Here is a 14,504-nt window from a genome sequence, read left to right on the forward strand (position 1 = left end):
ACAGCACGAGGCGTCCTTCGTGCTCTAAGTCATTAACGGAACGGCGGTTCGTTAAAGGTGCGCAGTTTGCGTGAATGCAGCTTATCCCCTTCGGCGCGCAGCAGCTCTACCGCGCAAATGCCGATCTGCAAATGCTCTGAAATCGCCCCTTCATAAAAGCGGTTAGCCTGGCCCGGCAGCTTGATTTCGCCGTGCAGCGGCTTGTCCGAAACGCAGAGCAGCGTGCCGTAAGGGACGCGGAACCGATACCCCTGCGCCGCGATAGTGGCGCTCTCCATATCTACCGCCACCGCGCGACTCAGGTTAAAGCGCAGCGCCGAAGCGGAGTAGCGCAGCTCCCAGTTGCGATCGTCCGTGGTCACCACGGTGCCGGTGCGCAGCCGCTGCTTGACCTCTTCGCCTGGCATATTGCTCACCGCTTTGGTGGCGTCATAGAGCGCGCGCTGCACTTCCGCAATGCTCGGCACCGGAATGTCGGGCGGCAGCACGCTGTCCAGCACGTGGTCGTCGCGCAGATAGGCGTGCGCCAGCACGTAGTCGCCGATGCGCTGGCTTTCGCGCAGGCCGCCGCAGTGGCCGATCATCAGCCAGGCGTGTGGTCGCATCACCGCCAGGTGATCGCAGATGGTTTTGGCGTTGGACGGACCGACGCCGATATTCACCAGCGTGATGCCGCGTCGTCCAGGCGAGGTAAGATGCCAGGCCGGCATCTGATGCTTCTTCCACGCCAGATCCAGCATCGCCGCGTCGCTCTCCGCCGTATCAGCGGTGATCACCGCGCCGCCCGCGCAGGCCAGGCTGTCATAGTCGCTGGCGGGATCGCGCACCTGCTCAGTCGCCCAGCGGACGAACTCATCCACATAGCGCGTATAGTTGGTGAACAGCACAAACGGCTGGAAATGCTCTACCGAGGTGCCGGTGTAGTGGCGCAGGCGCGCCAGAGAGAAGTCGGTGCGCAGCGCGTCGAAGTGCGACAATGGGAAAACCGCGTCCGGGTTAAACAGGCCGTCGGCGGTTTCATCGCCGATCTGCGACAGTTCAGTAGTAGGAAAATAGCGCGCAATGCTGGCGCTCATGGTGCGATCCAGCGACAGATCGGAGCCGTCAATCACGTAAGGGTAGGGGATCTCCTGGCTGGACGGGCCGACCTGAATGTCAACCTCATACTCTTTTTCCAGCATCGCCAGCTGTTCGCTGAGATAGTGGCGCAGCAGCCCCGGGCGCGTAATGGTGGTGCTGTAGCTGCCAGTATGGGTAAAACGTCCCCAGGCGCGCGTGCGGTTTTGCTGCGGGCCTTCGCCGCGCCAGGTGATGCGCAGCTCAGGGTAGACGAACAGCCCCTGGCGACGCGCCTCCTCTTCCGGCAGCGTGCCCTGCTCGGTATAGGTTTTTATCGCCGCGCGCAGCGCGTTCACCGCGTTGTCGTACAGACGCTCCAGTTCATCCAGCGCCTGCTGGCGGGTAAGGCCGTTCCGTTGTGTAGGCATAAACTCTCCTGATATTTAGCGAACTTTCCCCACAGCTTAGCGGGTTTGCCGCCGCCGCAAAGCAAGAATCTGTGATCGACCGCATTATGCACCAACAGGGTGCTGGCGTGTTGCCAATCCCCGCCTACGGTTAAATGAATCAGAAGGTGACGTCGTGCGCTGTCGCTGGCGTTGCCACCTTCCTTTGGCGAAATCTCGCGTCCCGTTTCGTTCTGGCGAGATTCTTGCTTGCCATGAGTAGCGGCCTTCATCGCCGCGCATAGCATGTCCGAACCGAATAAAACATTCACCGCTCCTGCGCCGTGGTCTGGCGAACGCAAACTAACCGTGTCGAGGATAGACAGCATGTCTCAGAAATTGATCAAGTTGTCGTTAAACGTCGTAATTGCAGGCTGTATCGGCGCGGCGCTCAGCGCGCAGGCCGATATAAAAATCGGCGTCGCCGGGCCGTTCTCCGGCCCTAACGCCACCTATGGCGCGCAGTACTGGAAAGGCGCGACGCAGGCAGCGGAGGATATCAACGCGGCGGGCGGCATTAACGGCGAGAAAATCGTGCTGGTGCAGGGCGACGACGCCTGCGAACCCAAACAGGCGGTCGCGGTGGCGAACCGGCTGGTCGATCAGGATAAGGTGATGGCGGTTGTCGGCCATTTCTGCTCCTCAAGCACCATGCCCGCCTCAGAGGTTTACGACGACGCCGGCGTGCTGTCGATTACGCCGGGATCCACTAACCCGCAGATCACCGAGCGCGGCATGAAAACCCTGTTTCGCATGTGCGGACGCGACGACCAGCAGGGCGCCATCGCCGCCAACTTTATGCTCGACAAGCTGAAAGCGAAGAAGGTCGCGGTGATCCACGATAAAGATACCTATGGCCAGGGGCTGGCCGATGCCACCAAAGCGGCGCTGGAGAAGCGCGGCGTAAAAGAGGTGATGTATGAAGGCCTGTCGCGCGGCGAAAAAGATTTCAACGCGCTGGTGACCAAGATCGCCCAGGCGAACCCCGATGTGGTCTATTTCGGCGGTTGTCATCCCGAGGCAGGGCCACTGGTGCGCCAGATGCGCGAGCAGGGCGTTAAAGCGAACTTTTTCTCCGGGGACTGTATCGTGACGCAGGAGCTGGTTACCGCCGCGGGCGGGCCGCAGTACACCAGCGGAATCTATATGACCTTCGGCAACGATCCGCGCCAGATCGCCGACGGCAAAGCGGTGATTGATAAGTTCCGCAAAGGCGGCTTCGAGCCGGAAGGCTATACCCTTTACGCCTACGCCTCTGTCCAGGCGCTGGCGGCCGCCTACAAAGGCGCGGGCAAAGATAACGAGAAAGCAGGCGAATGGCTGAAATCTCACGACGTGCCGACCGTCATGGGTAAAAAAGCCTGGGATGGAAAAGGCGATCTCAAAGTCTCCGATTACGTCGTTTATCAATGGGACGACAAAGGCAAGTATCACCAGCTGTAAGCCTGAGCCCGCCCTGCGCATCGCGGGGCGTTTCCTGTCCGGACCGCCCGGTTGGGCGGTCCGCTTTGCGCAGAGACTTCGTTATGGACGCCTTTTTACTTCAGCAGCTGATCAACGGGCTGACGCTGGGCGCGGTATATGGCCTTATCGCGATCGGCTACACCATGGTGTACGGCATCATCGGTATGATTAACTTCGCGCACGGCGAGGTCTATATGATCTCCGCTTATCTCTGCGCCATCGGTCTGGCGCTGCTCTCGTTCTTCGGCGTGCACTCTTTCCCGCTGCTGATTTTCGGCACGCTGCTTTTCACCATAGTGGTAACGGCGGTCTACGGCTGGACCATCGAGCGTATCGCCTACCGGCCGCTGCGCCACTCGACGCGTCTGGCGCCGCTGATCTCCGCTATCGGCATGTCGCTGATCCTGCAGAACTATGTTCAACTGAGTCAGGGCCCCAATCAGCAGGGTGTGCCGACGCTGCTGACCGGCGTGTTGCGTGTCGAATTTGACGGCGGGCTGGTGCAGATCACCTGGACCAAGCTCTTTATTCTCGCCGCCGCCTTTTGCGGCATGGCGCTGCTTACCTGGATTATCCAGTACACGCGTCTCGGCCGCATCTGTCGTGCGGTCCAGCAGGATCGGCGTATGGCGGCCATTCTCGGCATCAATACCGACCGCGTGATCTCGCTGGTCTTCGTTATCGGCGCGGCGATGGCCGGGCTGGCTGGTGTGCTGGTGACGATGAACTACGGCACCTTCGATTTTTACGCCGGGTTTATCATCGGCATCAAGGCGTTCACCGCGGCGGTGCTGGGCGGCATCGGGTCACTGCCCGGCGCAATGCTGGGTGGACTGCTGCTCGGCGTGGCGGAGGCGCAGTTCGCCGGGCTGGTGAACTCCGACTACAAAGACGTCTTCTCTTTCGCGCTGCTGGTGGTGATCCTGATCTTTCGCCCGCAGGGGCTGCTTGGCCGTCCGCTGGTGGCGAAAGTATGAGGGCGGGCGCGATGATGAGTCGATCTATCAATGTGCCTCAGGCGCTGCGTGAAACCCTGCTTGCCGGGCTGATTGCGGTCGTGGTGTTCGGACCGATCGTCGGCGTGGTGCTGAAGGGATACGCCTTCCAGCTCGCCCCGGCGCGCGTGGCGCTGCTGGTGGCGGTGGTGATGGCGGGGCGGCTGCTGCTCAGCCTCTTTTTGCAGACCGAGCGCGGACGGGGGCTGCTGAGGCGCTTCGAAGGCGCGGACGACGGCGTTTACGTGCGCGAACCGGGCTATCGCTCGCGGCTGCGCTGGATCCTGCCGCTGCTGCTGGCGGCGGCGCTGCTGTTTCCCTTTCTCTCCAGCAAATACCTGCTGACCGTGGCGATCCTCGGCTTGATCTATGTACTGCTGGGACTGGGGCTGAATATCGTGGTGGGGCTGGCGGGCCTGCTCGATCTCGGGTACGTGGCGTTTTACGCCATCGGCGCTTACGGCCTGGCGCTCGGCTATCAGTATCTGGGGCTGGGGTTCTGGAGCATGCTGCCGCTGGCCGCGCTGCTGGCCGCCTTCGCCGGAGCGCTGCTCGGTTTTCCGGTGCTGCGCATGCACGGCGACTATCTGGCGATCGTCACCCTGGGGTTTGGCGAGATCATCCGCCTGGTGCTAACCAACTGGCTGAGTTTTACCGGCGGGCCGAACGGCGTTTCCGTGCCGTCGCCAACTTTTCTCGGTCTGGAGTTTGGTCGGCGCGCGCGCGACGGCGGCGTGCCTTTTCATGAGTTTTTCCACCTCGACTACAACCCCAATATGAAGTTTATCTTTCTCTACGTGGTGCTGGTCCTGGTGGTGGCGCTGGTGCTGTTTATCAAACATCGCCTGACGCGCATGCCGGTCGGGCGCGCCTGGGAGGCGCTGCGCGAAGATGAGATCGCCTGCCGTGCGATGGGGCTGAACCATGTGCTGGTAAAGCTGTCGGCCTTTATGCTCGGCGCCTCGACGGCGGGCATCGCGGGCGTCTTTTTCGCCAGCTATCAGGGGTTTGTCAACCCGACCTCGTTCACCTTCTTCGAATCGGCGCTGATCCTCGCCATTGTGGTGCTGGGCGGCATGGGCTCGACGCTCGGCGTGGTGCTGGCGGCCTTTGTGCTGACGGTAGCGCCGGAACTGCTACGCAGCTTCGCCGAATACCGCGTGCTGCTGTTCGGCATGCTGATGGTAGTGATGATGATCTGGCGGCCGCGCGGCCTGGTGCGCACCAGCCGCGTCGGCGTCGCGCCGCGTAAAGGAGTGCGCCATGAATGACGCTATTTTGCAGGTCGATCATCTGATGATGCGCTTCGGCGGCATCAAGGCGCTGAACGACGTCAGCCTGCGCGTGCAGCGCGGCTCGGTCACCTCGCTGATTGGTCCTAACGGGGCGGGCAAAACCACGGTTTTTAACTGCCTGACCGGCTTCTACCGCGCCAGCGGCGGCCGCATTTTGCTGAACGCCCAGGCGCGCAGCACCGACGTGATTCAGATCCTCGGCCAGAAAATCCAGCCGCAGGACTGGCTGCGGCCGACGCAGCTGGGCTCGCGGCTCTGGTACAAGATGTTCGGCGGCGCGCACCTGGTGAACCGCGCCGGGCTGGCGCGCACCTTTCAAAATATCCGCCTGTTCCGCGAAATGTCGGTGATTGAGAACCTGCTGGTGGCGCAGCATATGCTGGCGAACCGCAACCTGCTGGCGGGCATTTTCAATACCCGCGGCTATCGTGAGGCGGAGAGCCGCGCGCGCGATCGCGCCTTCTACTGGCTGGAGACGGTGGATCTGACGCCGACGGCCAATCGGCTGGCCGGCACGCTCTCCTATGGCCAGCAGCGGCGGCTGGAGATAGCGCGCGCCATGTGCACTCAGCCGGAGCTGATTTGCCTCGACGAACCGGCGGCGGGGCTCAATCCCGTCGAGACCGAGGCGCTAAGCGCAATTCTGCACCGCCTGCGCGCCGATCACCGTATCAGCGTGCTGCTGATCGAGCATGATATGCCGATGGTGATGGCGATCTCCGACCATATCGTGGTGCTCGACCACGGTGACGTCATCGCTCAGGGCGCGCCGCGCCAGATTCAGCAGGACCCGCGCGTCATCGCCGCCTATCTTGGCGCAGAGGAGGAAGATCTTAATGGCTGAACCAATGCTGAAATTTGACGCGGTCGATCTCTACTACGGCCCGGTGCAGGCGTTGAAAAAGGTTTCGCTTAGCGTGCAGCCTGGCGAGACCGTAGCGCTGATCGGCGCCAATGGCGCCGGAAAATCGACGCTGCTGATGTCGATTTTCGGCCAGCCGCGTATCGCGCAGGGAGAAATCTACTTTCAGGGGGAGCCCATAAGCCAGCGCTCGACCCACTTTATCGCCGCCAGCGGCATCGCTCAGGCGCCGGAAGGGCGGCGGATTTTTGCCGATATGACGGTGGAAGAGAATTTGCAGATGGGTACCATCGCCATCGGCAGCGCGCATCAGAAAGCCGATCTGGCGCGCATGTATGAGCTCTTTCCGCGCCTGCTGGAGCGGCGCAGGCAGCGGGCGATGACCCTTTCCGGCGGCGAGCAGCAGATGCTGGCGATCGCCCGCGCGCTGATGAGCCGTCCCAGGCTGCTGCTGCTCGACGAGCCGAGCCTCGGGCTGGCGCCGATTGTGGTTAAGCAGATCTTCGCCATTCTACGTGAGCTGACGCAGCAGGGCATGACGCTGTTTCTGGTCGAGCAGAACGCCCGTCATGCGCTTGCGCTCGCCGATCGCGGCTATGTGATGGCGAACGGGGAGATTCGCCTCAGCGGCAGCGGTCGGGAACTGCTCGACAACGAAGAGGTGCGCAGCGCCTATCTGGGCGGCGCGGCAGCCGCTGCGGTGAAAAGCGAGAAAAGAGTGTAATAATGATTGAAAAGACAGGGAAACGCTTTGCATAAATAGTTAAGCAGACCCATCATTACAGCTCCTGTCCAATCTGTTCTGATTTGGTTATTCCCTTGCAAAATCCTGGCGTAGCAGTGATGCAGGCGATAAAGCGCACGGCGTGGTATCCCAAACGCCGCTTTTATCGCACGCTGTTCTGGCGTGAGATCACGCCACTGGCGGTGCCCATTTTCATCGAAAACCTGTGCGTGATGCTGATGGGCGTATTAAGCACATTCCTGGTGAGCTGGCTGGGCAAAGAGGCGATGGCGGGCGTGGGGCTGGCGGACAGCTTCAACATTATCATCATCTCTTTCTTCGCCGCCATCGATCTCGGCACTACGGTGGTGGTCGCCTTCAGCCTGGCGAAGCGCAACGGCAAGCGCGCCCGCGCCGCCACGCGCCAGTCGCTGGCGCTAATGACGGTGCTGTCGCTGGTGCTGGTGTTCGCCATTGAGCTCTGGGGCCATCTGATCATCGATCTGATCGCCGGCGGCGCGGAGCCCAAAGTCAAAGAGCTGGCGCTGAGCTACCTGCAGACCTCGGCGTGGAGCTATCCGGCGGCGGCGATTGCGCTGATCGGCAGCGGCGCGCTGCGCGGGGCGGGAAATACCAAAATCCCGATGCTGATCAACGGCGGGATGAACATCCTTAATATCGTTATCAGCAGCGTGTTGATTTACGGCGCCTTCTCCTGGGAGGGGCTGGGTTTCGTTGGTGCCGGCCTGGGGCTGACCATCTCGCGCTATATCGGCGCAATCGGCGTAATCTACGTGCTGATGATCGGTTTTAACGCCTCGCTGAAAATCAGCCTGCCGAGCTATTTCCGCCGCTGGGATTTAAAGATCCTGATGGAGGTGCTGGGCATCGGCGTGCCAGCGAGCATTGAATCGGTGCTCTTCAACGGCGGCAAGCTGCTGACTCAGGTGTTTGTGGCGGGCATGGGCACCGACGCGATCGCCGGCAATTTTATCGCCTTCTCTATCGCCTCGCTGATCAACCTGCCGGGCAACGCGCTGGGCTCTGCCTCGACCATCATCACCGGCACCCGTCTTGGGCGCAACCAGGTCTATCAGGCGGAGCGGCAGATCAGGCACGTTTTCTGGCTGGCGAGCCTCTGCCTGTGCGCGCTGGCGTTTATGACCGTGCCGCTCTCCGGCGTGCTGGCGCGCTTCTATACCCGCGATCCGGACGTTATCAGCGTGACGCAGCATCTTATCTGGCTCAACGCCGCCTTTATGCCGATCTGGGCCGCTTCCTGGGTACTGCCGGCGGGGCTGAAGGGCGCGCGCGACGCGCGCTACACCATGTACGTCTCAATGTTCAGCATGTGGGGCGCGCGCGTCGTGGTGGGCTATGTGCTGGGCATCATGCTCGGCATGGGCGTGGTCGGCGTCTGGCTCGGCATGTTCCTCGACTGGGCGGTGCGCGGCGCCTGCTTCTGGTGGCGGCTGAAGAGCGGCAAGTGGCTGGATAATTACCGCAAAATGATGGCAAAGATGGCGAAGCAGCAGTAGCCGTCGCCTGTTTAGCTGTTTTTCGGCAATAAAACGCAGAAATTAATGGTTCAGCCGCGGCTGCACCGAGGGTTTACTGAGCCTCTCAATAACGGAGGATCAGCCCAATGAAAGCATTACTGCAGCTATGGAAAAAGCGCGTCGCCGTCTGGCAGGCGCGCAAACGCGATTTGCGCGGCGAGAGTGAATTGAGCCTGGAGCAGGAGTTGCTGCTTCCCATAAGCCAGCTTTACGGCTTTGAGTACTTTCCCTCCGTGCACCGCTACCATGAAAAATAGCGCACCCTGTTATCGCTATCGGCACTAAAGCCCGCTCTCGCCCGGCGGGCTTTTTTTCGCCTGCGGCACAGCCGCAGCGGCTATGGTTAAAAGGGCAGCATGCCTTTTATCCTGGAGAAGCGAATGAGCGAGAAAGAGAGGGCCGCGCTGATTAGCGCGCGGCTGGCACTGACTGCGCAGCAGCGTGCGCAGACCCGCGGCGCGCTGGCGCAGGGCGTTACGGCGGAGCCGGATCCTGCCCGCGCGCAGCGCTACGCCTTTCAGCAGCATCTGCGTCAGGGCGTCATTACCGGCAACAGCAACGATCTGCTGCCGGTCGCCTTTTTAGCGCAGGGCCTGGCCTGCGCGCGCGGCGTGGGGCTGCTGCGCGACGACGGCGTCCCTGCAGGCAGCGCATTTTTAACCCACGGCGGCCTGCTTATCACCAACCATCATCTGCTGCCAGAGCCGCCTGCGGCAGGCCGTATCACCCTGCAGTTCGGCTGGCGGCGCACCGAGGCGGGCGAGCTGGTGGACGGCGTCACCTGTGGCGTCGATGCCGCGCGTTTTTTTCTCACCAGCCCCACCGATGAGCTCGACTGCACCCTGATTGCGCTGGGCGAGGTCATCGGCGGAGGCGGCGATACGCCGCAGCCGCTGGCGCTTAACGATCGCAACGACAAACATGCGCTGGGCATCAGTCTCAATCTTATTCACCATCCGGGCGGCGCGCCGCAGCAGATTACCTTGCGCAACAACACGCTGCTGGCGCGCCACGCGCAGCTGCTGCACTACGCGGCCGATACCGACGGCGGCTCGTCCGGCGCGCCGGTATTCAACGATGGCTGGCAGCTGGTGGCGCTGCACCACGGCGGCGTCGAGAGCGACGATGGCTGGGTGAATGAAGGGATTCGCATCAGCGCCATTATCGACTGGCTGAAGGGCGAGCTGCCGCAGCTGCCTGCGCCGCAGCAGTCGCTGCTGATGCAGGCGCTGACCGCCAGCGACAGCGCGGCTCCGCTGGCCGCCTCCGCCGCGCCGGAGAGCGGCTACGGCAACCGCGACGGTTTTCAGCCGGATTTCCTCGAGGGTGCGCCGATCGATCTGGCAGCCATTATCGCGCCGCGCGCCGCCGAGGTGGCGCCGCTGCGCGACGGCCGGCAGGGCGCAGAAGCGCGGCTCGACTACGAGCACTTCTCTCTGCTGATGAACGCCGAGCGGCGTCTCGCCTTTTTTACCGCCACCAACATCGACGGCGCGCGCTATATCGCCATCGATCGCGGCAACGGTCAGCCGTCGCTGCTGGAGGAGGGGGATCGCTGGGTCGACGAAAGCCGTATCGACAGCCGCTACGTCACCGGCCAGGCCTTTTACAGCGAGTTCAGCCGCTGGTTCGACCGGGGCCATCTCACGCGCCGCAGCGATCCCACCTGGGGCACGGCGGCGGAAGCGGTGCGCGCCAACAGAGATACTTTTCACTTTACCAACTGTTCGCCGCAGCATTTCCGCTTCAACCAGAGCCTGCAGTACTGGCAGGGCGTCGAGCGCTATATTCTGGAGTCGGGCGTGCTGGAGTCCAGGCGAAAAATCAGCGTGCTGACCGGCCCGGTGCTGAACGATCGATGGCGGCAGTATGCGGAATGGCAGGTGCCGCTGATGTTCTGGAAGGTGGTGCTGCGCATCAACGCGGCGGGCAAGCCGCAGGCAACGGCGCTGCTGGTCAGCCAGGCGGAGCTGCTGGATGAGCCGCGCCGCGTGCTGCCCCATGCGCAGACGACACCGCGCCCCAACGTTGACGAGTACCGCGTGACGGTCAGCGCGCTGGAGACGCTGACCGGGCTAAACTTCGCCGCTTTTCGCGACTGGGAGAGCTGGCAGCCGGATGAAACCCTGCTGGCGCAGCCGCTGCCGGCGAAGCTGATTATGCACTGGGAAGATCTGCTTTAGCCGCTGCGCTTGCCGTGCCCAAAAGCCCGCCCAGCCCCCTCTGTGCGGGCTTTTTTACGCTCCATTTACGCTAAAATCGTTGTTCCTTCAAGCCGTTACGCTTAGCACGCAGACTTGCGATTCTGACATGGCTGCTACACTTAGGGCTCGTGGCTGATAACGATTCAGCTCTACTGACGAGCGTGAAAGAGTCGCTAAAAGGAGAGAACGTATGACAGATCGTCCCCAGAATCCTCAGCAGGCGCAGCAGCAGGAATGGCCCGGCAGCTTCCTCAAAATGGATCCTAAGCCCGACCACGGTGAAACCAGCTATCAGGGATCCGGCCGCCTGAAAGGTAAAACCGCCATTATTACCGGCGGCGACTCCGGCATCGGCCGCGCCGTTGCCATCGCCTACGCCCGTGAAGGCGCGGACGTGGTGATCTCCTACCTGGATGAGCATGAAGACGCGAAAGATACGGCGAAGCTGGTGGAAGAGGCGGGCCAGCAGGCGCTGCTGATCGCCGGCGACGTGACCGAGGCAGAGCATTGCCGCAGCATCGTGGCGCAGACCGCTGAGCGCTTCGGCAAAATCGACATCGTGGTGAATAACGCCGCTTTCCAGATGACGCGCACGGCGCTGGATGAGATCAGCGACGACGAGTTCGATCGCACCATGAAAACCAATCTCTACGCCATGTTCTATATCTGCAAGGCGGCGGTGCCGCACATGCCGGCCGGCGGTTCCATTATCAATACCGCCTCGGTGAATGCCGACCAGCCGAAGCCGAAGCTGCTTCCCTACTCAGCGACAAAAGCCGCTATCGTAAACTTTTCCGGCGGTCTGGCGGCCCTGCTGGCGGAGAAAGGGATCCGCGCCAACGCAGTCGCACCTGGTCCCATCTGGACGCCGCTGATCCCCGCCACCATGCCGCCGGAGCAGGTGGAGAGCTTCGGCAGCGAAGTGCCGCTGGAGCGTATGGGTCAGCCTGCCGAGCTGGCGCCGACCTATGTGATGCTGGCCAGCGACGAAGCCAGCTATATTTCCGGCGCCACCATTGCGGTTACAGGCGGCGTCGCGGTTATCTGATTTCGTCCAGGAGGAGAGATGAACGCTTATCCTTTAAAGCTGACTACGCCCCTCGCCACCCATATCTTTGGCGGGCAGCGTATCAGAGAGCAGTCAGGAAAAGCGGGGCTGCCTGAGACGCGCGTGGCGGAGAGCTGGGAAATCAGCGATGTGGACGGCATGATCGCCTCCGTCACCAACGGCGAGCTGGCGGGCCAGACGCTGCGCCAGCTTACCGAACGCTATCCCGATGAGATGGTCGCCCCTGGCTGGCGCGGCCCCTTTTTTCCGCTGCTCAGCAAGTTTATCGACGGAACCGGCATGCTGCCGGTTCATCTGCACGCCAACGACGCGCTGGCGCAAAAGCTTGAGCAACAGCCGAACGGCAAAAGCGAAGCCTGGCATATCTTATGGGCCGCGCCTGACGCTACCTGTCTGCTGGGCGTGCGCGACGGCGTAGACAACGCCCGTCTTAAGGCCGCGCTGTTGGCGCAGGATTACGATGCGGTGATGCATCGGGTGCCGGTGAAAGCGGGTGACACTTTTTATGTGCCCGGCGGCATGCTGCACAGCTTCGGCCCCGACACCCTGATCTATGAGATTGAGCAGACCTCCAATATCCAGCAGCATGCGATGCCGTGGCGCATGGAGGATGGTTCGCGCCTCTCTCAGCGCGAGTGGGAAAACAACATCGACGCGCTGCTGCAGGAGCTGCGGCCGGAACTGCGCTGCACGCCCCAGCCTGGACTGGCGCTAGAGGCTAAAGGGCTGACGCGGCTGTTCTGTTGCGCAGGGCCCTATTTTGCGCTGGAGCGCTGGCGCTTTAGCGAGCCACAGCGGTTCAGCTTCGAGAGCGCGCGTATCCTTTCTAACCTCGGCGATCCGTTAACGGTCGAGGCGAATGGCGTCAGCGTCGCGCTGGGCCGCGCCGAGTCGCTGCTGCTGCCCGCTGCGCTGGCGGAGGTCACGCTGCGCGACGCCGGCGAACTGCTGATCGGCTATGTGCCGCATCTGGCGCGCGAGGTCGTCGCGCCGCTGCGGCAGGCAGGCTATAGCGAGGCGGCGATTGCGCAGCTGGGCGACATTCACGGCACGATGATATAGGAGTTTCTATGTTGCCTTACAGCTTGCAGGGAGAGGGCGAGACGACATTTGTGCTGATGCACTATCTGGGCGGATCGCACCGCACCTGGTTTCCTGTTCTGCCCTGGCTTGACCGCGCCGCCCGCTGCGTGGCGTTAGATATGCCGGGCTTTGGCGCGGCATCGGGCATGGAAGATTATGATGTGGCTGCCATGGCGGATCGGGTGGATGAAACCCTTCGCCATCTGCAGCTGGAGAAGGTGATACTCGTCGGCCACTCCATGACCGGGAAAGTGGCGCTGGCGCTTGCCGCCCGGCGGCCTGATTATCTTCAGCGGCTGGTGCTGGTGGCCCCATCGCCGCCTGGGCCGCAGCCGATGAGCGAGCAGGATCGCCAGGCGCAGGCCGCATTTGACGGCTCGCGCCAGCAGGCAGAGACCTTTGTCGACGGCGCCTGCTCCGCGCGCCTGCCGGACGTGCTGCGCGAGGTGGCGATTGCCGATGCGCAACGCGCCGCGCCGGCCGCTTTTCACGCCTGGGCGCTGCACGGCAGTCGGGAAGATCTGCGCGAGCAGACTGGCCGTCTTGAGCTGCCCGCCATGATGGTGCTCGGCAGCGAGGACGGCAACGTGCCGGGCGTTGAGGCGCAGCGGGAGGTGATGCGCGCCCATTTGCCGCAGGGGGAGCTGGCGATCATCGACGGCGCCGGGCATCTGATGCCGATGCAGACGCCGCAGGCGCTGGCTGAGCGGATGCTGGCGTTTGCGCAGCGCGATCTCTGCGCCCGTTAGCCGGCCGTTAAAATCAAAAAGCCCGCTCAGGTTTCCCTGAGCGGGCTTCTTTAAATATGGCTCCTCTGACTGGACTCGAACCAGTGACATACGGATTAACAGTCCGCCGTTCTACCGACTGAACTACAGAGGAATCGTTTCGATGGGGCGCATATTAATGGCCGCGCTCCGGCCTGTCAACAGCGAAAAACACATTAGCATTCAACTGGCTAGCTTTGCAGCAAAGCGATCGCGAATTAGGCGGTGGCGGTGGAAAAGCCGTCAAAACGCGGCAGCGGATGCTGGCGATAAAACTGACTCAGGTGACGATACATCGCCGGAAAGCGCTCGTATAACAAATCAGGTGCGGTAAAAAAATATTCGGACAGCACGGCGAAGCACTCGGCGGGATCGCTGGCGGCGTAGGGATCGATGGTCGCGGCCTGCTCGCCGACCAGTTCGACCTCGTTTTCAATCTCGTCCATCGCGGCGCGCAGATCTTTTTCCCATACCGCCACATCACGCAGCGCCATCACCGGTATGCCGCTGGTATAGCCGCGGCCGCGCGCGTCGAGCTTGTGCGCCACCTCATGGATCACCAGGTTGTAGCCGGAGAGATCGAAGGCGTCCTGAAGGTCGAGCCAGTTGAGTACTATCGGGCCCTGCGTCCAGCTCTGCCCGGCATGCACCGTGGCGGCGTGATGCACCAGTCCCTGTTCATCTTCCCAGCTGTCCGCTACCTCGAAAGGTTCCGGGTAGATCAGCACGTCGTGAAAGCCGTCGAGCCACTCCAGCCCCAGCTTTAGCACCGGCAGACAGAAGAGCAGGGCGAGCCGCGCGCTGTGCAGTTCGTCCAGCTCGACGCCCTGCAGCGGCACCAGCTTCTTCTGCTGCAGGAAACGCTGCGCCATGGCGATCAGCGCCTGCTGCTCATCCTCGTCCAGCCAGCTGAACACCGGCTGCGCCAGCGCCTCACGCCAGGGAAGATCGGCAAGGACGGTGCGGTTCTCGTTTTT

13 protein-coding genes and 1 tRNA gene are annotated in these 14,504 nt (G+C 62.3%); 11 read left to right on the top strand and 3 right to left on the bottom strand.

Annotated elements, in window-relative coordinates; all coding sequences use genetic code 11:
- Positions 1–32 precede the first annotated feature (32 nt).
- Positions 33–1,487, bottom strand: a complete 1,455-nt coding sequence (locus tag HA46_RS07140; RefSeq protein ID WP_084883268.1) for an AMP nucleosidase — start codon at positions 1,485–1,487, stop codon at positions 33–35.
- A 345-nt stretch (positions 1,488–1,832) separates the two neighbouring features.
- On the opposite strand from HA46_RS07140, the gene HA46_RS07145 reads away from it, so the two are divergent.
- The 11 genes from HA46_RS07145 (at position 1,833) to HA46_RS07190 (ending at position 13,509) form a co-directional block, all read left to right on the top strand.
- Positions 1,833–2,948 carry a branched-chain amino acid ABC transporter substrate-binding protein gene (locus HA46_RS07145; protein WP_084883272.1) on the top strand — a complete coding sequence of 372 codons (1,116 nt, stop codon included), beginning with the start codon at positions 1,833–1,835 and terminating at the stop codon, positions 2,946–2,948.
- Positions 2,949–3,031: 83 nt separating this feature from the next.
- Positions 3,032–3,946: an ABC transporter permease subunit gene (locus tag HA46_RS07150; protein WP_084883275.1), complete on the top strand. Its 915-nt coding sequence runs from the start codon at positions 3,032–3,034 to the stop codon at positions 3,944–3,946.
- An 11-nt stretch (positions 3,947–3,957) separates the two neighbouring features.
- Positions 3,958–5,235, top strand: coding sequence for a high-affinity branched-chain amino acid ABC transporter permease LivM (livM, locus tag HA46_RS07155; RefSeq protein WP_084883309.1), 1,278 nt, complete (start codon positions 3,958–3,960; stop codon positions 5,233–5,235).
- Positions 5,228–6,103: an ABC transporter ATP-binding protein gene (locus HA46_RS07160; protein WP_084883278.1), complete on the top strand. Its 876-nt coding sequence runs from the start codon at positions 5,228–5,230 to the stop codon at positions 6,101–6,103. Before livM ends, HA46_RS07160 begins: the two co-directional genes overlap by 8 nt.
- Positions 6,096–6,845, top strand: a complete 750-nt coding sequence (locus HA46_RS07165; RefSeq protein ID WP_033791395.1) for an ABC transporter ATP-binding protein — start codon at positions 6,096–6,098, stop codon at positions 6,843–6,845. The genes HA46_RS07160 and HA46_RS07165 overlap by 8 nt, the downstream gene beginning before the upstream one ends.
- A gap of 119 nt (positions 6,846–6,964) precedes the next feature.
- Complete coding sequence (locus HA46_RS07170; RefSeq protein ID WP_033749875.1) at positions 6,965–8,383, top strand: EmmdR/YeeO family multidrug/toxin efflux MATE transporter; 1,419 nt, start codon at positions 6,965–6,967, stop codon at positions 8,381–8,383.
- Positions 8,384–8,490: 107 nt separating this feature from the next.
- Positions 8,491–8,661: a hypothetical protein gene (locus HA46_RS21045; RefSeq protein WP_156943244.1), complete on the top strand. Its 171-nt coding sequence runs from the start codon at positions 8,491–8,493 to the stop codon at positions 8,659–8,661.
- A gap of 123 nt (positions 8,662–8,784) precedes the next feature.
- On the top strand, positions 8,785–10,587 hold the full coding sequence (locus tag HA46_RS07175; protein WP_084883281.1) for a DNA/RNA non-specific endonuclease: 1,803 nt from the start codon (positions 8,785–8,787) through the stop codon (positions 10,585–10,587).
- A gap of 211 nt (positions 10,588–10,798) precedes the next feature.
- Entirely contained in the window at positions 10,799–11,656 is an 858-nt protein-coding gene (locus tag HA46_RS07180; protein WP_033791391.1) for a glucose 1-dehydrogenase, read from the top strand.
- 18 nt (positions 11,657–11,674) lie between these two features.
- Positions 11,675–12,739 (top strand): class I mannose-6-phosphate isomerase, encoded by a 1,065-nt coding sequence (locus HA46_RS07185; RefSeq protein WP_084883284.1) that lies wholly within the window; start codon positions 11,675–11,677, stop codon positions 12,737–12,739.
- Positions 12,740–12,747: 8 nt separating this feature from the next.
- Positions 12,748–13,509 (top strand): alpha/beta fold hydrolase, encoded by a 762-nt coding sequence (locus HA46_RS07190; protein WP_084883287.1) that lies wholly within the window; start codon positions 12,748–12,750, stop codon positions 13,507–13,509.
- Between the two features lie 57 nt (positions 13,510–13,566).
- On the opposite strand, the gene HA46_RS07195 is transcribed toward HA46_RS07190, so the two are convergent.
- Together HA46_RS07195 and mtfA are read right to left on the bottom strand one after the other, a co-directional pair.
- Positions 13,567–13,642 (bottom strand) — tRNA-Asn (locus HA46_RS07195).
- A 103-nt stretch (positions 13,643–13,745) separates the two neighbouring features.
- The coding region (gene mtfA / locus HA46_RS07200; RefSeq protein ID WP_084883292.1) for a DgsA anti-repressor MtfA at positions 13,746–14,504 on the bottom strand (759 nt) is incomplete at its 5' end.

It is taken from the genome of Pantoea septica (assembly GCF_002095575.1).
In the GTDB taxonomy this organism is placed as follows: domain Bacteria; phylum Pseudomonadota; class Gammaproteobacteria; order Enterobacterales; family Enterobacteriaceae; genus Pantoea; species Pantoea septica.